This window comes from Streptomyces atriruber, assembly GCF_001418325.1.
Classification (GTDB): domain Bacteria; phylum Actinomycetota; class Actinomycetes; order Streptomycetales; family Streptomycetaceae; genus Streptomyces; species Streptomyces atriruber.
This window is the reverse complement of record NZ_LIPN01000474.1, coordinates 1-17,635: the sequence shown is the minus strand read 5'-3', so window position 1 is coordinate 17,635 and position 17,635 is coordinate 1. Positions and strand designations below refer to the sequence as shown.

At 72.3% G+C, this 17,635-nt stretch carries 15 protein-coding genes; 4 read left to right on the top strand and 11 right to left on the bottom strand.

Translation table 11 applies throughout. From position 1 onward, the window contains the following. Nucleotides 1–31: 31 nt before the first annotated feature. Genes AOK03_RS36335 through AOK03_RS36325 form a run of 3 tightly spaced genes read right to left on the bottom strand, consistent with a single transcriptional unit; the run spans nt 32 to nt 7,043 of the window. Entirely contained in the window at nt 32–1,198 is a 1,167-nt protein-coding gene (locus tag AOK03_RS36335; RefSeq protein ID WP_055569654.1) for an AAA family ATPase, read from the bottom strand. Continuing rightward, entirely contained in the window at nt 1,195–6,090 is a 4,896-nt protein-coding gene (locus AOK03_RS36330; protein WP_157869172.1) for a hypothetical protein, read from the bottom strand. The genes AOK03_RS36335 and AOK03_RS36330 overlap by 4 nt, the downstream gene beginning before the upstream one ends. Before the next feature lie 53 nt (nt 6,091–6,143). Next, the gene (locus AOK03_RS36325) at nt 6,144–7,043 is read right to left on the bottom strand and encodes a DUF4132 domain-containing protein (RefSeq protein WP_055569652.1); all 900 of its coding nucleotides are present in this window, start codon (nt 7,041–7,043) and stop codon (nt 6,144–6,146) included. A 144-nt stretch (nt 7,044–7,187) separates the two neighbouring features. Between AOK03_RS36325 and AOK03_RS36320 the strand changes: the two genes are divergently transcribed. After that, nucleotides 7,188–7,571, top strand: coding sequence for a VOC family protein (locus AOK03_RS36320; RefSeq protein ID WP_055569651.1), 384 nt, complete (start codon nt 7,188–7,190; stop codon nt 7,569–7,571). Between the two features lie 81 nt (nt 7,572–7,652). Here AOK03_RS36320 and AOK03_RS36315 read toward each other — a convergent pair whose 3' ends face one another. The 4 genes from AOK03_RS36315 to AOK03_RS36300 all read right to left on the bottom strand — a co-directional run bounded on the left by AOK03_RS36315 (nt 7,653) and on the right by AOK03_RS36300 (nt 11,911). After that, the gene (locus AOK03_RS36315; RefSeq protein ID WP_055569650.1) at nt 7,653–8,612 is read right to left on the bottom strand and encodes a hypothetical protein; all 960 of its coding nucleotides are present in this window, start codon (nt 8,610–8,612) and stop codon (nt 7,653–7,655) included. Then, the gene (locus tag AOK03_RS36310) at nt 8,609–10,351 is read right to left on the bottom strand and encodes a CotH kinase family protein (protein WP_055569649.1); all 1,743 of its coding nucleotides are present in this window, start codon (nt 10,349–10,351) and stop codon (nt 8,609–8,611) included. Before AOK03_RS36310 ends, AOK03_RS36315 begins: the two co-directional genes overlap by 4 nt. A gap of 84 nt (nt 10,352–10,435) precedes the next feature. Continuing rightward, nucleotides 10,436–10,738, bottom strand: coding sequence for a DUF3040 domain-containing protein (locus AOK03_RS36305; protein ID WP_055569648.1), 303 nt, complete (start codon nt 10,736–10,738; stop codon nt 10,436–10,438). A gap of 93 nt (nt 10,739–10,831) precedes the next feature. Then, entirely contained in the window at nt 10,832–11,911 is a 1,080-nt protein-coding gene (locus tag AOK03_RS36300) for an NADH:flavin oxidoreductase/NADH oxidase (RefSeq protein WP_055569656.1), read from the bottom strand. Between the two features lie 183 nt (nt 11,912–12,094). Between AOK03_RS36300 and AOK03_RS36295 the strand changes: the two genes are divergently transcribed. After that, nucleotides 12,095–12,463, top strand: a complete 369-nt coding sequence (locus AOK03_RS36295; protein WP_055569647.1) for an ArsR/SmtB family transcription factor — start codon at nt 12,095–12,097, stop codon at nt 12,461–12,463. A gap of 30 nt (nt 12,464–12,493) precedes the next feature. On the opposite strand, the gene AOK03_RS36290 is transcribed toward AOK03_RS36295, so the two are convergent. Further along, nucleotides 12,494–13,051, bottom strand: a complete 558-nt coding sequence (locus tag AOK03_RS36290; protein ID WP_055569646.1) for a hypothetical protein — start codon at nt 13,049–13,051, stop codon at nt 12,494–12,496. A gap of 129 nt (nt 13,052–13,180) precedes the next feature. On the opposite strand from AOK03_RS36290, the gene AOK03_RS36285 reads away from it, so the two are divergent. Beyond that, on the top strand, nt 13,181–14,566 hold the full coding sequence (locus AOK03_RS36285) for a COG1470 family protein (protein WP_055569645.1): 1,386 nt from the start codon (nt 13,181–13,183) through the stop codon (nt 14,564–14,566). On the opposite strand, the gene AOK03_RS36280 is transcribed toward AOK03_RS36285, so the two are convergent. The 3 genes from AOK03_RS36280 to AOK03_RS36270 all read right to left on the bottom strand — a co-directional run bounded on the left by AOK03_RS36280 (nt 14,556) and on the right by AOK03_RS36270 (nt 16,858). Continuing rightward, nucleotides 14,556–15,146 carry a Pvc16 family protein gene (locus AOK03_RS36280; RefSeq protein WP_079075174.1) on the bottom strand — a complete coding sequence of 197 codons (591 nt, stop codon included), beginning with the start codon at nt 15,144–15,146 and terminating at the stop codon, nt 14,556–14,558. The two genes, AOK03_RS36285 and AOK03_RS36280, sit on opposite strands and share 11 nt — an antisense overlap. An 87-nt stretch (nt 15,147–15,233) precedes the next feature. Beyond that, entirely contained in the window at nt 15,234–15,833 is a 600-nt protein-coding gene (locus AOK03_RS36275) for a helix-turn-helix transcriptional regulator (RefSeq protein WP_055569655.1), read from the bottom strand. Between the two features lie 278 nt (nt 15,834–16,111). Beyond that, the gene (locus tag AOK03_RS36270) at nt 16,112–16,858 is read right to left on the bottom strand and encodes an FG-GAP repeat domain-containing protein (RefSeq protein ID WP_055569644.1); all 747 of its coding nucleotides are present in this window, start codon (nt 16,856–16,858) and stop codon (nt 16,112–16,114) included. Between the two features lie 291 nt (nt 16,859–17,149). On the opposite strand from AOK03_RS36270, the gene AOK03_RS36265 reads away from it, so the two are divergent. After that, on the top strand, nt 17,150–17,635 hold a 486-nt coding region (locus AOK03_RS36265), incomplete at its 3' end, for an ATP-binding protein (RefSeq protein WP_055569643.1).

Below are 17,635 nucleotides of genomic sequence, written 5' to 3'. Positions count from 1 at the left end.
GCCCCGGCGCCCCCCGTCCCCCTCCTCACACTCACCCGAGGTCATCACGCAGCTCCCACAAGGTCCGCCACAGCCCCGCTCCGCTCTCCGCGCGCCGCCGCACCGGACCGTCCCAGTACCCGAGCAGCCGCGCGTGGTCCGCCGGGTCGTCCTTGTGCACGGTGCCGAGCAGATGGCCCGGCAGCGTACGGACGACGTCCCGGCCGTCCCCGAGATACGCGGCCCCGATCCCCATCGACGTGGCGACCTGCACCGCCTCCGCCGTCGACATGACCGTCGAGGGCCGCTCGACCTCCCAGCCCTCGGCGCTGCGCCCGGAGCGCAGGTCACGGAAGGCGGTGACCAGCGCCTCCAGGACGGTGTCGTCCACGGAGAAGTCCGCGCCGGAGCGGGTCAGCGCCGCCGTCGCCTGGCGCCGCACCAGCTCCGTCTCCGCCGCCAGGTCGCCGATCGGACCGACCGTCTCGAAGTTGAAGCGGCGCTTGAGGGCCGCGGACATCTCGGAGACGCCCCGGTCCCGCAGGTTGGCCGTGGCGATGAGGGTGAAGCCGGGCACCGCGTGCACCGTGCCGTCGTCCCCGTCCGGTCCCGCGAGGCCCGCCAGTTCCGGTACGGAGATGCGGCGTTCGGAGAGGAGGGACACCAGGGAGTCCTGCACCTCGGGCAGGCAGCGGGTGACCTCCTCGACCCTGGCCACCGCGCCCCGCGCCATCGCGGTGAGCACCGGCGAGGGCACCAGGGCCTCCCGGCTCGGGCCCTTGGCGAGCAGCATCGCGTAGTTCCAGCCGTACCGCAGCTGGTCCTCCGTGGTGCCCGCGGTGCCCTGCACGGTGAGCGCGCTGGTGCCGCACACGGCGGCGGCGAGCAGCTCGGACAGCATCGACTTGGCGGTGCCGGGCTCGCCGACGAGCAGCAGTCCGCGCTCGCCCGCGAGCGTGACCACGCAGCGCTCCACCAGCTGTCTGTCGCCCACGAACTTCCGTGTCACGACGAGCCGTCGCCCCGCCGGGTCGCACAGCTCCTCGCCGTCCGAACCGCAGACGAAGACCACCACCGCGCGCGGCGTGAGCCGCCACCCGGGCGGACGCGGCCCTTCGTCATACGCGGCGAGGAAGGCCAGCTCCCGCGCGAAGCGGTCCTCGGGCAGCTCCATCTGCCGTCCATCAGCGGACGGCTGCTGCGTCGGCTGCTGCTTCATCGCCTGCCTCCCTTGCGGCCGCCCCGCCCCTTGAACTCCTCGTAACCCGGCACGTCGCCGTCGACGACCCGCTGCCACACCCGCGCGTACAGCTCGGGCACCGGGCACCCCGGCACCTCGAAGCGGAAGCCGGACTCCGGGAACAGCGGGGCCTTCCAGCTCTCCACGGGCAGGAGGGGCGCGCTGCGGTCCAGCCAGCCACCGGGCAGGAAGAGGGAGCGGCCCGCGCGGGACCGCTTGGCCTCCACCACCAGCTCCGTGGCGGCGAGTTCGGCCCGTGCCTTCTTCAAGCGGGCCGGTTTCCAGCCCGTCCAGGCCGCCTGACGGCGGTCCGTCGGATCGGGCAGCGCGAGCAGCATCAGATAGATCACGGCCGCGTCCTCGGAGAGCCCGAACCGTCCCACCGCCTCGGGCACCAGGCCGGGCGCGCCGATCAGCGGGTTCTGCGCGGCCCCCGCCGGTCCGTCGGCGGTGAGGAGCGCGGTGAACTCGTCGCTGAGCAGCGTCCGCAGGGCCCGCAGCGCGTCGCTGTTCCCGGCGAGGCCGGTCAGGAGCGTCAGCGCCGGGTGGTCCGGGCCGCCCTCGTCGCTCGCGCCCGGCAGCAGCGCCGAGGGGCGCACCCACACCGCGTCCCAGTCGCTGCGGTGCCGCATCGGAGCGAGGACCAGGGCGGGGCCCGCGTCCACCAGGCCGCGACCGTTCTCCCCGCCGAGCGGCGGCAGACCGAACGCCTCGCGCACGTGCGCGCCCGTGACCTTGCCGTCCGTGCCCCAGCTCACCCGCAGGTCGAGCAGCAGGCCGGGGTCGGCGAGCCGCTCGCGCAGCAGCCGCAGCGTCTCGGGCAGCACCTGGCGCAGCGGGTCGCCGTACGGCAGGCGGTACGCCAGCCAGCGCAGCATGCCCACGTACGGGACGAGGTCACTGCCCTCCAGGAGTGCCTCGGGATCCTCCGGCTGCAGTCCGTCGCCGGGCTTCTGCTCGGTCCGCCCGGTGAGTTCGCGCCGCGTCTCGGGGTTGAGGACGTGATCGAGGATCGGACCCGAGCCGATTTCGGCGACCATCTGGGCGACCAGCTCGGGCGGGGCGAGGCGGTGCCTGCCGCGGGACGCCAGCCACAGGTCGGCGGCGGCGTCCAGCGCGAAGCCGGTCGTCCACAGCGCCTCGACGCGGTCCGGGTCGACGGGCACCAGCGCGGCGGTGAACGCCTGCCGCTGGGGGAGGGGCAGATCGTGCAGCGCACCCCGTGCCGCCTTGGCCTCCGCGCTCTTCGCGCCGAGCGGCTTCAGGAAGTCGGCGGGAAGGAGCCCCTCCCTGCCGAACCCCTGCAGCCCGGGCAGGCCGAGGAGCAGCAGCGCCCCGGTGACCGGGCCCACCCCGATCCGCTCGGCGAGCTCCACCGCCTGCTCCGGCCGGTAGGGCAGCGGACCCCGCTCCCGGACGAGCGCGACGAGCCGCCGCAGCGCGGGCGCCCGGAGCGGGTCCTCCGCAGTGCCGTGCACCTCCGAGACGGTGAGGGCGAAGCCGTCCCATGCGCCGAAGGCGCCGGACGGGTCGTACTCGATGCCGCTCCAGAACGCGTCGTCCCCCTCCACCCGACGGCACCCCACGATCAGCAGGCGCCGCGCCCCGGCGGTGCGGACCTCGCCCCCGCGCTCGGGCCGGTCCTTGTGCGACGTCTTGAGCTCCACCGACCGCAGCCGTCCGCGCGGGTCGACGAGAACGGCGTCGTCACCGGCCCGCACCGCGAGGACGGTGTCGAGGAATTCGAGCAGCGCCGCGCGGTGGGCGTCCTCCGTCGTCGCCGCCGTGGCCCGCAGGGCGAGCGCCGCCGTGCCGGGCCCGATGAGCGTCGGCCAGGCCACACCGGTGCTCTTCGGGCCCGACCGGTCGACCGGGGTGCCGGGGCCGAGGACCCGGCTCAGCGCGGTGACTTGCTCGATCGCCGTCGTGTCCTGTTCGTCCCGGCCGTAGCGGTGGTAGAAGCCGTAGAAGTGCTGCGGTCCCGACAGGCTCTTGGTGGCTTCGCGCAACACGCTGTCGTACGCGTGGCGGACCGCGGGCGTGTCGTGCTGCCCCGTGTCCCCCTTGTGGTGGGCCCGCTCGGCGAGCCAGGAGATGCGCTCGGCGCAGCGTGCGGTCTCCGTGACGAGCCCGGACACCCCCTGGGCGAGCGCTTCGTCGGTGACCGCGGGCAGCAGCCGCGCCACGGCGGCGTCGGCGCTCTCGCCGCCCCGGACGGCGGCCAGCAGGGCAGCAGCGTCCGCATCGGTCACCGCACGGAGCGCCGCGGAGCCGCGCTCGTCGCGCGGGCGCAGCGCGTGCCAGTACCAGAGGGGCGGCATGAGACGGGTGCCCGCTGCGTGGGCGCTGCCCCGGTCGCCGACCGGCACGCGGGCGACGGCCACGCCGTCCGCGTCCCGCAGTTCGATGACCGATTGGTTCCAGCCGAGCTGCACGGGGTGGAGCACGGCTCCGGCGGGCAGCCGCAGGGGAGCGGTGGGCCAGCCGTCGTCCGTCGCCGGGCCCCGGGTGCCGTCGACGGAACAGGCCGTGCGGGTACCGGACTTCTCGTCGGACGTCACCCACCAGCCGAGCAGTCCGTCCTTGCTGCCGAACGGCGAGCCCTCCAGGCCCGCCTGGACGGGCAGCAGCCTGCAGTACCCCTCCTCCAGGCGCATGCCCGGCGCCGCCCCGGCGAGCGCCGAGTCGAAGAACGCGGGCACGGAGGCCCGGCCCCGGCGGGCGGTCGCGGGGTCGTACTCGCACCAGCGCCCTTCGTGCAGCACCCAGGAGGACACGCCGTCGGACGCGACCTCGCGGCGCTGCTCGGCGAAGGCGGTGTCCCCGGGGCGCACGGGCCTCGCGCCGTACCACCGGCTGCCGTCGGGGAGCGGCACCGAGACCGTGCCCGCGTCGTACCAGCCGTCCTGGAGGCCGGTGGGCTTGAACACGTCCGCGGGGCTGCCGGACCACACGGCCCGGCGTTCGTTCCCGTACCCCGACGCGATCAGCCACTGCCCGTCGACGTGCCGCACCGTCGGTTCGTTGTACCCCGCGGTCTTCGACGGCAGGCTCAGCGTGCGCTGGTCCAGGACGCCTTCGGGACCGGCGAGCGCGACCTGCGTGCCGATCCGGACGATGAGGGCGGGCCAGGCGTCGGCGCACTTGTACCCGTTGCTGTCGACGTGCGGCCACGGGGGCTGTCCCGCTGCCGACTTCTTGACGTCGCCGAGCGTGCCGAGCGCCTCTTCGAGGGCGGGCCAGCCCAGCTCGTCGAAGAGGCCCGACCGCAGCGACCGCGCGAGGACCGGCGCCGGGTCGAAGGAGGCGATCCGCTCGACCGCTTCGGGCGCGGTGGCCAGCACGGAGGGCTTCGCGAACCGTGCGACATCGCGCAACAGCGTGTCCAGGCCCGGCAGTCCGATCGGCCGGGTGAGGTCCGCGGCGCGGTGTTCGAGCCAGTCCGCCAGGACCGTGCGCAGCGCCGGATGCGCCGCGACCCGCTCCAGCCGGGCCGAGGGCGCGGCGGCCGGTCCGTCGGCGGTCGAGAGGTTCTCCACCGCCTGCCGCAGCAGCGGTGCGAAGCGGGCGTCCGAGGTGAGCGCCACCAGGTCCCTGCGGCCCTCGCTGTCGTCCTGCAGCCAGTACCGCAGCTCCAGACCGTTCTCTTCGTCAGGCGGGTCGGCGACCGGCACTCCGGCCGCGAGCGCGGCGTCGAGGAGATCGAGGTCTGTCCCGCACCGCCAGCCGCGATCGACGACGATCCGCGCGGGCGTGCCGTCCGCGATCAGGCGGGGCGCCAGCCGCTCCACCAGGGCCAGTTCGGCGGCGAGCCGGTTCGACTCGCGCCAGCCGCGCTGCCGGTGCCGCGCCCACGCGCCCAGCCAGTCCGCGGCGCTCGCCGCCCCCTCCATGAGCAGGCCGATCGCCCCGCACCGGTCGAGGAGTGCCAGCCATGCCTCGTCGAAGGCGTCCTTGGCGTCACCCCCGGCCGTCGGGAAGAGTGTCAGCAGCCGCTGCCGCACGGCCGGATCGGCCTGGGCCAGCTCGGCGAGCGCGGGCAGCGCGGACTTCCAGAAGCTGCCGGCCGCGCGCGTCATGGCCCCCGAGTGAATGATCTCCGCGAGCAGCGAGCACTCCTCGGCGCGGGCCGCGAGCCCCGCGCCCTTCGCCAGGCGCCGCAGGTCCTCCAGCATGCCCGCGTACGGGGCGATGCCCGACGCGCACCGCTGCAGGGAGAGCGTCCTGAACTGCTCGTACGCCTCCTGCCCCGACAGCCGTGCCGCGAGGCCCTTGGCGTGTTCGCGCAGCACCTTGCCGCTGAGCGCGCCCGCACCCGCGAACTCCAGGAACACCTCCCGCAGCCGCTCCTCGTCGATCTCCAGCGCGTGCCGCTGCTCGGCCGCCCGCGCCTTGCCGAAGAACACCGAGGCGTGCTGGTGCGACTCGGCCGCGAGGAAGAGCCGCGCGACCTGTTCGTAGTACGTCGGCAGGAAGTGCGGCACGGAACGGTCGAGGCGGTCCCCGATCTCGTCGAAGCCCTCCTTGGCCAGTCCGGGCTTGCCGGTGACCAGTCGGGCCAGCCGCTCCATCTCCTTGACCACGGCGAGGGCGTGCCGCCCGTTGGCCGGGTCGTTGACCAGCGCCCAGGCGGGGAATCCGAGCGACTGGCGCTGCACCCGCCCGACCGTCGCGGCCGTGGCCGCGCCGAACCCCAGGTACTCCAGGGCGAGATCCTCGGCGGGACCGATCGCCTCAGGCACCAGCCGCACCACCGTGCGCCCCTCCAGCACCGGATGTGCGTACGCCCGAGCGGTCAGGGTGTCCCCGGCCGCACCCTGCCCGGAGGCACCGCCACCGGTCCCCGGCAACACCGCCCCCGCTGTCAGCAACTGCTGATCCCTGCTCTGCTGATCCCTGCTCACAGCCTTGCCCGCGACCCCGCTCACCGTTTCCCCGCCCCGTCCTCGTCGGCCTCGTCGAACTCGTTGCTCACCACGCGCGCCGCGTGCACCAGGGCAGCCATCCGGACCCCCTCCGACCAGGCCACCGGCCCCACCTCGCCGAGCGGCACCCGGCGCCCGCCGACGGCCCGCCACTCCAGCCCGCCCGTGCGGGCCTCGTTCTCGGGATAGTCGTCACCGAGCCAGAACGCCGCTTCCAGGGCGCGGCCGTCCTCCGTCAGCGCGCACACCGCGTATCCCCCGCGCACGCGGTAGCCGTACGCCGTCGCTCGTGCGGTCGCGTGCCGCAGCTCCTCGAACTTGGCGTCGGCGAAGGCCCCCCATTCGAGCGCCGTCGCGTCGACCGTCTCCGGGCGCGGCCAGACTTCGCGGAACAGCTGGTCCAGGCCCTGCTCGACACCCAGCTCGGCGGCGAACTCCCGCAGGTCCGCCAGGTCGTCCAGGAGCACCGGGTGCGGAATCAGCACCTGCTCGGCGTCGAGCCGCACCGAGTCGCCGTCCAGGTCGACGATGCCGATGCCCCGCTCGGGATCGGCGTCCCGCAGGAACCCGGCGCGCTCCACATCGGCGCCCCCGTCGGCCCCCACCGGCGCCACCACCAGGTCGCGCAAGGCCCCCTGCCAGGCGGCGTCGGGCCACACCTCGGTCAGGAGCCGGGCGGGCACGGGCAGGGAGCGCACCAGCCAGGTGTCCACCAGTTCCCGGCACTCCCGCTCGTGCCGCTCCAGCCATTCGGCGAGCTGGCGCAGCCGCACCACTTCGGCGTCGTCGCGCAGCTTCGCGGGGACCTGTTTCAGCGTGCGGCCCGCGGCGTTCCTGCACAGCACCCGCGTGCCGTCCAGGGTGACCGCATACCCGCCCGCCGCCTCGACCCAGCCCATGACAGGACCCCCTCCAGACCTCCTGCTTTCCATGTCGATCACAGTAGGTGAGGGGTCTGACAATCCTGCCGCCGTCGGCCGGGAGAGGCCGGGGAGCGGGAGGTGCGGCCGTTTGGCCGGGACGGTTCGGGGGACCCGGTCGACATGACCGTCCACAAGAACACCGTGCTCGTACTGGACTGCTCCGAGCCCGAGCGGCTCGCCGAGTTCTACGCCGGACTGCTGGGCGCCGACATCAGGTTGAGCAAGGACCCCGATTACGTCGAGGTCACGAACGACAGCGGCGTCTACGTGGCCGTGCACCGGGAGCGGGATTACATCCCGCCGAGCTGGCCCCGCCCGGAGGACTCGCAGCAGGCACACCTGAGGATCATGGTGGCCCGCCACGACATGGACGAGGCGGAACGCGAGGCGGTCGGTCTCGGTGCGCGGCCCGTCGACACGAAGGACAACAACGGCCCCCGGGACACCCGTACTTACTCCGATCCGGCAGGGCACTCCTTCACCCTGGCGGCGATTCCCGAGTGACCCGGGAGCGACCCGGGGGTCGGGAGTGACCCGGGGGAGCGGCCCGGGGGCGACCCCGGGCCAGCAGCGCGGATCAGCGGATCAGTTGTTGTTGCCCGGGATCAGGAACAGGTGGATCGACTGGTCCTTCCCGCGGAACCGTTCGTTGTCCGGGCCCTTCTTCGCCCGGTCGGACACGATCACCACGTGGTCGGCGGAGACCCAGGACACGCCCTCGGGGTTGCCGTAGACCGTACGGCCCTTGTTGTCGGTGGGGAGGCGGTGCACCTTGCCCTCGTCGACCTGCCACTTCTTGGTGTCGATGCGGCCCACCCACAGCGCGGAGGACGCCTGCGAGAGGACGGCGATCCGTCCGTCGCGCACGGACACGCTGCTGTAGTCCTCGAAGGGCAGCGACTTGGGCAGCCGGATCGTGGCCGTGTTGGACCAGCGCTTGCCGTCGCGCCGGAAGACCTGGATGCGTCCGCCGCCGGGCGTCCGGCCCTTCTTGCCGCCCGCGCACAGGTTGCCCTCGCACAGCGCGAGCAGGTGGCCCGTGCCCGAGCGGTCGACCCACTCCAGGCCCTCCATGCCCTTGTTGGCGTCCGCCAGGTCGAAGTCGAGGTGCGCGGATCCGATCGGGCGCAGCTTCGCGTCGTACTCCTGGACGCGGGCGCGGAAGCCCTTGGGCTTGACCGGTTCGGCCTCGCTCAGCGTGTAGTAGTGGTCGCGGGCCTCGTCGTGGGCGAGGTCCTCGTACCCCTCGGCCGCCGCTTGACCGGCCTTCTTCTTGCCCTTGTCGTGGGTGAGGACACCGTTCTCCGGAGCCTTGGGCGACAGTTCGCTGCTGACCCGGATGACGGAGGTCAGGTTGTCGCAGACGATCAGGAAGGCGCCGTCGCGGTAGAGGACGCCGCTCGCCTCCAGACGGGTGCCTGCGCTGTCCCCGATCAGGTCCTGGATCTTGGCTTCCTTGACCAGCCGGAGCTCGCGCGCCGCCTCGGCCTCGGACTTGCGCTGAGGACCGGCCTTGGCCTTGGTGGGCTTCTTCGTCGCGGTCATGACGGCAGTACCTCCATCGCACCCGGGAACGTCGCCCCACTGGCGCCGTTGGGATAGGTCTTGCGCAGCTCGGCAAGCTGCTGACGTGCGTGGTCGTAGCGCATGCGCGTGTAGTGGAAGATCCCGTACGTGAACTGCGAGCCCCGGCTCAGCTCCCACTGCCGGTACCCCGCGCGGTACACCTCGTCGTTGGTGAACTGCCGCCCCGTGAAGGGCTGTCCGTGCGGACTGGTGGACTCGGCGTACGCGGCGGACGAGACGAGCTGCCACAGTCCGTCGGTCCGTCCCGACTCCTCCGCGCCGAGCAGCGCGGCGACCTGCTCGGGTCCGAACTCCGTGTCCAGGAGGTACTCGAGGTGGTCGAGGTAGTACTGGCAGAAGTCGTGGTGCCGCAGCAGATTGGTGAAGAGCGGCAGGCGCGACACCTCGTGCGGCGCGTGGGTGATCCGGCAGTAGTTGCGGCTCATCGAGGGCCAGTCGAGCAGGTCCGTGTACTGCCACTGCGTCGAGAAGAAGTCGATGCCCGAGCTGTTGTCGTAGTCCCAGGGGATGAACGTGAAGTACGGGCGGGACATGAAGCCCGAGGCGTCGCCGAGCCTGCCGGAGTTGTACAGGTAGTAGTTCGACGGAGTCGCGAAGTAGTTGTCCCAGCTGCCCAGGAGGACGTTCGCGCCCGCCCAGCGCAGGAAGGCGGGGACGTTCAGGATCTCCTCGGCCGACTCGCGGAACGCATCGGACGTGAACTTGCGCTCGTCCCCCGGAAGGTGAGCCGCGTTGATGATGCGGACGAGGGCGGCGAGGTCGTCGTAGGTGGCGGCCTGCGGGTCGTCCTCGTTCGTCTTGAGACGGTAGGTGCGGTCGCCCTCCCGGCTGCCCGCGGTGAAGTACTGCCGACCGCTGTCGGTACCGTCGACGCCCGACCGGTGCTCCAGCGTCGCGCAGCCGACGTCTCCGCAGTACGCCTTGTAGAGGTTGCCCTCGGAGTTCTTGCCGAAGTGGTCCTTGAGGAACTTCTTGTCGACCTGCTCGATGACCGAGAAGAGGCCCATGTAGCGGTCGTTGATCGAGAACGTGGCGTACGTGTGCTGGGCGGCCGGGATGCCCGCGCGCTCCAGAAGCCGCCAGGCGACGGCCTCGCGCATCTGCGACGGGTCGTTGTACATCGCCTTGAGGTTGATCCGCTCCATGCCGAAGAGCCGGTCCTCGCTCGCGCCGACCTCGAAGTCGATCTTCCAGGAGCGCTTGGGCGCGTGAGCCGTCAGATTGCCGCTGTTGACCATCGAGAACGACGGGGTCGCGAGCAGCACGTCGTCCGGGGCGTCGCGCCTGGCCAGGGACAGCCGGGCGCCGGGCGGCGCCTCCCGCACGTCGTCGGCCGTCAGGACGCCGGGCGGCCAGCCGGTGACCTTGACCTGATACATGTCCTGAGCGAAGAACTCCGTTTTGTTCTCCGCCGAGTCGAGGTACTGGTCCACGATCCGGCCGATGGCGGTGAGCTGCCCGTCCGTGTCGAGAAGGACGAGGCTGCCGTCTCCCGAGACGTCCGACTGCTCGGCCAGCAGCAGGTCGTACAACGTGCTGAACTCGGCTTTCGTCCGCAGCGCGGCATCGATGGGGCCCGCTGTCCCGTTGGCCCGCTCGGCGAGCCGCCGTGCCGTGCCCGACGGCAGCGCGGAGACCGCGATGAGCTGGTTCTTGAACGTGTCCCGGAACGTGCTCTTGCCGATGGTTCTGTCCACGTCGGCCTCCCTGGGGGCCCTGGGTGAACCTCTCTCTTTACGCCCGGCACCACATGACCGCCAGACCGAGAATCGGCCTGGCGGTCATGGCTCGGTCCACCGGCACAGCACCCGCACGAACCCGGCCAGGGTGAGCGACCACACGAGGGCGAAGGCCCAGACGATGCCGGGGCTCGACGTGCGGATGCCGATGAACAGGAGCGTGCAGGACACCGCGGCGAAGAAGGCCACCGTGAACGGGTGCGGCCTGTTCGCCAGGGTGGCGCGCACGCGGGGCCCGAGCCGCAGGATCCACAGGCGGGCCGCGAGCTGCCGGTCCTGCCGCAGGACCAGTTCCATCTCGTCGAGGATGCGCTGCTCGTGCTCCGGAAGTCGACCTGTCGACATCGTCGCCCCTCTTACGCAGTCGTCCGCAGTCGGGCCCTGGCGTCCACCATGGCCCATCATGCCGGGAATGCGCGAGAAGCGGGGGGCGCGTCCTCAGACCGAGCGGTGGTACTGGTCCGGAACGTGCACCTCCGCGCCGAGTTCGCGGCCTGCGCGCCGCGCCCAGGAGGGGTCCCGCAGCAGTTCGCGGCCCAGCAGGACGGCGTCCGCCTCGCCGTTGGCGATGATCTTCTCGGCCTGCTCGATGTCGGTGATCAGGCCGACCGCGGCGACCGGCAGCTCCGTCTCGGCCTTCACCCGTGCGGCGAACGGGACTTGGTAGCCGGGCTCGACGGGGATCCTGACGCCCGCCGCGTTGCCTCCGGTGGACACGTCGAGCAGGTCGACGCCGTGCTCCTTGAGCTCGGTGGCGAAGCGGACCGTGTCGTCCGCGGTCCAGCCCGCCTCCTCGAGCCAGTCGGTGGCGGAGATGCGGAAGAAGAGCGGCTTGTCCTCGGGCCACACCGCCCGTACGGCGTCGACGACTTCGAGGGCGAAGCGGGTGCGGTTCTCGTGCGAGCCGCCGTACGCGTCGGTGCGCTTGTTGCTGTGCGGGGAGAGGAACTCGCCGATCAGGTAGCCGTGGGCGCCGTGGATCTCGGCGATCTCGAAGCCGGCGTCCAGCGAGCGCCGGGCGGCGTCGGCGAACTGCGTCACGATCTCGCCGATCCGCTCGACGGTGAGCTCGGTGGGCACGGGGTGCCGCTCGTCGAAGGAGACCGCGCTGGGCGCGACCGGCTGCCAGCCGTACTGGTCCGCGCCCACCGGGGCGCCGCCCTTCCAGGGGCGGTCGGTGGACGCCTTGCGGCCCGCGTGGGCGAGCTGGATCGCCGGGACGGTGTCCTGGCTCTTCAGGAAGTCCGTGATGCGGCGGAACGCGGCGGCCTGGGTGTCGTTCCAGATGCCCAGGTCGTACGGGCTGATGCGGCCCTCGGCGCTGACCGCGGTGGCCTCGACGATGATCAGGCCCGTACCGCCGGCGGCACGCGCCGCGTAGTGCGCGAAGTGCCAGTCCCGCGGGGCCCCGGCCTCGGCGCCCTCGGGGGCCGCCGAGTACTGGCACATCGGAGGCATCCAGACCCGGTTCGGGATGGTCAGGGATCGCAGGGTGTACGGCTCGAACAGCGCGCTCACGGCGGGCTCCATTCCTCATGGGTGATGTGCTGCTCGTACGATAGACCTCGTAGTACGGCGGATGTCAAACTACGATGGCTCTCGTACAATGGCACGCAGGGAATGCCCAGAGGCCAGAACGCCCAGCAGCCGCAACGCCCGGAGGCCAGGGACTCGGGGCGTACAGGATGAAGTGGAGCCGCCATGACGACCGCCGCCGCGACCGGCAGCGCGAGCAGCAGGACGCTCGCCCACCCCGAGCCCGAGGACGTCCGCCTCGAAGCCGTGCTGCACGCCCTCGCCGACCCGATGCGGATGCGGGTGGTGCGGGAGCTGGCCAGGGAGGAAGGCGCGGCCGGGCTCTCCTGTTCCTACTTCGCGCTGCCCGTCACCAAGTCGACGTGCACGCACCACTTCCGGGTACTGCGCGAGAGCGGCGTCATCCGGCAGATCTACCGCGGCACGACCAAGCTGAACGTGCTGCGCCGCGACGACCTGGACACGCTCTTCCCCGGCCTGCTCGACAGCGTCCTGGCCGCGGCGGCACACGAGGACGGCCGCCTCGGCGGCTAGCCGCGGGTGCCGCCCGGCCGTGGGAGCCGCCTAGCTGTTCGGTTCGTCGGGCAGGAGCACCCCGCGGAACTCGTCGACCAACGTGTTCCTGGCATCGCGCAAGGCGTCGATGGACGGGTGGAGCCGGTCCCCGAAGGACTGCTCGTCGACCGGCAGCGTGCCCGCCCGCAGCGCGGCCAGATAGGGCCGCAGCTCCATCTCGAACCCGTCGCACCGGTCGACCACTTCCTGCGCCGCCGTCGCGATGACCGGCGTCCCCAGGAACGACACCGTCCCCGAGCAGCTCCCGGCGAGCTCGCCCACCGCGCGCAGGGCCGCTTCCTCCTGCTCGGGCGTGGGCAGTTCACCCCGGCAGACGGCCGCGTAGACGGGGTAGAGGCTCACGCCGATGGCCGAGTAGGCCGAGCACACCTGGCCGTACGTCGACGTACGCTCCTGACGCACCCACAGCGCATGCGACTCGGCGGCCGCGATGGTCGCCCCCAGCCGCGTGCCCTCCGTCGCCGCCCGCCCGCCGAGCCAGGCGCCCAGCACAGCCCCGACGAGCCCCGCGCCCCCGGCGATCACCGCCGCCAAACCCTGGTCCATGGCGTCAGTGTGGCCCGCCGGACGCCGGGACGGCAGGCGAACCGGAGGACATCGCGAGCGCCCCTACGGGCAACCCGGTCTGCCCGGCCGACTCCTGACGGCAGTCACCGGCGCACCTAGCGTCATGGGGTGAGCCTTTGGACCTCCCTCGAACCTGCCTCCGTGACCGTCGACCCCGGCAGCGCCACCACGGTGCAGCTGCGGGTGCGCAACACCGGCGACATCGTCGACGCGTACCGCTTCGAACCGGTCGGTGACCTCGCCCCCTGGACCACGGTGGAGCCTGCTGTGCTGCGCCTCTATCCGGGAACGACCGGCACCGTCGAGCTGACGTTCGCGCCACCGCGCACGGCGGACGCGACCGTCGGCGCGCACCCGTACGCGGTACGGATCACCCCGGCCGAACACGCGGGCGCCGTCGTCGTCCCCGAGGGGAACGTCACCGTCAATCCCTTCACCGAGATGCGTGCCGAGCTGGTGCCGTCGACGGTGAAGGGCTGGTTCCGTGGTCGGCCGCAGCTGGCGGTGGACAACCTCGGCAACACCACCGTCACCGCGTCGCTCAGCGGCAACGACAACGGCGACCGGCTCTCGTACGACATCCAGCCGGGCAACGTACAGATCGAGCCGGGCCGGGCCGCGTTCGTGAAGGCGACGCTGCGGCCCCGGCAGATCACCTGGTTCGGGTCCAAGCAGGAGCAGCCCTACGCGCTGAGCGTGCGCCGTTCCGGCACCGAGCCGGTGGACGTCGACGGAATCTTCGTGCAGCGCAGCATCCTGCCGGGCTGGCTGGCGGGCACGCTCGGTCTGGTCCTCGCGCTGACGATCGCGTTCGTGACGATCTGGCTGACGTACAGCCCGAAGATGCAGAGCGTGGCGCGGGAGAAGCCGCAGGAGTCCGGCGCGGTCGTACCGGACAGCCCGCCCCCGCCGGAGAAGAGCGCCCCGCCCGCGCCCGACGAGGAGAAGAAGGAAGAACCGCCCCCGGAGGAGGACGGCGGCGGCTCCGAGGAGCCGGGCGGCGGCGGAGGCGGAGAGGAGGAACCGGAGGAGAAGACGGCGGCCGACGCGGTCAACGAACTCGCCCAGAGCAGCGAGGGCCGCCACATCTGCTACCGCGCCTACGTCGAGGACGCCTGGCAGGAACCGGTGTGCGACGGCGCCGAGGCGGGCGCGGCCGGCCAGGGCACCCCCATCAAGTCGCTGAACATCGCGGTGACCGGCACCCAGGGAGTCACCGGCACCGGCGCCTTCGTCGGCGAGGGCTGGCGCAAGGGGATCCCGTGGTCGAACGCGGAGGACGGCAAGGACATGTTCTTCGGCAGCACCGAGAGCGCCGATCCCGCCCTGGAGGGCTTCACCTACAAGGTGTTCGACGGCTCCGTGTGCAGCGATGCCTTCGTGACGGAGAAGGACTGGATGGGCGAGGTGTGCACCGATCCCGGCCAGTTCAAGTACCACGGAAGTCCGATGGAGCTGAACCTGTCGCTCGAAGCGGTCCGGCTCACGGTCTGACGGGACCGTCGACGGCGCGCAGCCGGACCGACATGCCCTCGGTGACCGGGGGCCCGGCGTCGTAGTCGGGGTACGCCGGGAACGGCACGGTCACCGTGACGTCCAGGGACGGCTTGAGCTCGTTGCCCAGCGCCGACCAGACGTCGGCGAAGGAGCGGGCCTCCGACTGGCCGGAGGCCACCGTCACCAGCACCGAGAGGCCGAGTCGGCCGAGCGGGCCGGGGAGTTCCTGGGCGGACAGCAGCTCGTGCGGCAGCAGCGTCGCCAGTACGGCGGACAGCAGCCGGTGTTCGTCCTGCGGAGTCTTCGTCCAGGCCGTCACGAGATAGGAGAGCCGGAACCAGCGCGGGGGACGGCGGCGCCGGACGACGATGTCGCGGTCGTCGCGCACCCCCGCGTGGCCGCGCTGCCGCAGGGACACGTCCTCCCGGATGTCGTACAAGTAGGCGTTGACCACGGGCGCGTTGCGCCGGGCCGCCCAGTCGCGCGAGGGCACGTCGAAGGAGACGTCGATACCGGCACCCGTCAGCGCCCCGCCACTGATGAGGCCCTTGAGGACCTCGTCCACCTCATGGATCACTTCGTACTCCCACCCCGCCGCTCGCCGTCCTGCCGCCCGTCACCCTGCTGACCGCCCCCGGTCGGATACGTCCGGAGCCCGGCCCGGTCAGATGTAGCCCTCGCGCAGGGCGTACGCCACGACGTGCGCGCGATTGCGCAGGTGCAGGCGTGTGGTGAGGCCGTGCATCACGTTCTTGACGGTGCGTTCGGAGTACGCGAGCTTCGTGGCGATCTCCGAGGTGTCGAACCCCTCGGCGACCAGCTTCACCACGTCGACCTCGCGCTTGGTGAAGCTCAGGAAGAACCCGGGCTGGTCGGGGCCGCCCTGATGGAGGCGCCGCACCTGGCCGATGAGCTGGCCCAGCAGGTCCGCGGGCAGGTCGCCGCCGCCCTTCGCGGTGGTCAGGACCGCCTGCGCCAGACGGTGCGCGGTGGCCTCACGGCGCCAGACGACGGCGCCGACACCGCACTCGATGACGTCCAGGAGCTCGTGCTCGCGGACCGATCCGGTGACGAGCACGGCACGCGTGCCCTCGCTGCGCACGGCGCGCCGCAGCCGGGTGAGCGCGGCCTCGTCGAGGGTGTCCTCGACGAGCAGGGCGACCGCGGCGGTGCCGGGTTCGCTGCACACCTCGACGTCGGGATGGCGGCGCAGCTGGCTGACGACTCCCTCGCGGCTGATCGGGTCGGGTGCGGTGACGGACACCCGCACCCGGTTCGTCTTCGAGGCGGAGAGGGCGGCGGGGGCGGTGGGTGTGACAGGTGCGGAGGGCGTGGAGGACGCGACGGGCCTCGGGGCCACGAGCGCCTGGGACGGGCTGGACAAGCGATCTTCCTCATTTCAGCGACGGGAGGCACTCCGGACAGACCGGGGGCGCCGCCGGTCCGGAGAACCGGCGGCGCCCGATGGTGGCGGTCGGGAGCAGGTGGAACAGACCGAGCCGGGTCAGCACGACCGGGACGGTTCACAACAGCCGCGACAGGTCAGGAGCACGCCTTGTAGAAGTGCTTCCAGCCGTCGCCGGGCATGGTCGGCGGCTCGGCCGGCGTGCCCCAGGCGCCGTACTTCTGCTCGTGGTCCTGGTTGTACTTGCCCGGGCCGCTGCTCGCCTTCGTCAGGCGTACGTTGCGCTCCAGGACCCCGTCACCGGCGTTGCTCAGGATCGCGAGGTCCGGGTACGCGTCGTCGCCGTAGTTGGCGATGCGGAGCTCCTTGGCCTCGCTGGAGTCGCCGATGTCCAGGTGGCGGGTGCCGGCCGAGCCCAGGTTCGCGCGCTTGAGCGGTCCGGGCCGGTAGTCGGCGACGCGTGCCGTCGAGGGGTCGTCGCCGCCGGACGGCTCGACGATGTTGACGACCAGGTCCAGCTTGCCGTCCTTCTGGAAGTCGGCGACCGCGGCGGTCGTGACCTCGCCCTGCTTGGTGCCGACCAGCTTGCTGACGTTCTGCTTGGTGCCGAACGAGCCGTCGGCGGCTCCCCACTGGACGGTCATCTTCGTGCCGTTGAGCCCGGGGTTCGTGATCTTGTCCGGGCGGCCGTCGCCGTCGAGGTCGCCGAGCAGGGTCGTGGCGTTGGACAAGCAGGGGGCCGCCGCCGCGATGCCTGCGGCGGGCCAGCCCGTCTCGTCCGTGCCCGGCGCGCCGGCCGCACTGGCCTGGTACCCGGCGACGGTCAGGGTCAGGGCGACCGCCGCGACCGGGGCGGCGATCAGACGTGAGCGCTTGCGAAGCATGTACGAACTCCAATGTCGTTGCTGCGAAACCGTGCTCGAGAACCGGGTCCGGGGAACGTCCGGTGAGCACGGTTCAACACTGCGGGGTCACCCGTCCCGACCGCCACGAATGCCGGGCAGTTGGGGACGCTGGAACGCCAAACACCCCATTGACCTGCGGAAATGGAAGGTGCCTGGAATGCGCGAGTGGGACGCGCCGGATCGTTGGGGGCAGCCGCGGGACGGTGGAAGGGGCCCGGGGAGGCATCTGGGCCACCCGAAAGCCTGCCTCTTCGGGCGGCACGCCGTGCGATGCTCGGCACCGTGCACAGCAGTCACATGAGCCCCGTCTTCGTCGGGCGCGACACCGAACTGGCCGCCCTCGGCGAGGCCCTGTCCCGGGCGGACGCCGGGGAGCCCCGCGCCCTCGTCGTCGGCGGTGAGGCCGGCGTCGGCAAGACCCGGCTCCTGGAGGAATTCCTCGGCCGGGCCGCCGCGGACGGGGCCGTCGTCGCCGTCGGCGGCTGTGTCGAAACGGGCGCCGACGCCCTGCCGTACCACCCCGTCTCCACCGCCCTGCGCTCGCTGCGCCGCCAACTCGGCGCGGAGGTCGACGCCGCCGTGTCAGGCCAGGAGGGCGAGCTCGCCCGGCTGCTGCCCGAGCTCGGCGAGATGGACCGGGAACGTCCCGAAACCGACGGCCGCGCCCGGCTCTTCGAGCTCACCGTCCGCCTCCTCGAACGACTCGCGGCCGACCGGACCGTCGTCCTGGCCCTGGAGGACCTGCACTGGGCCGAC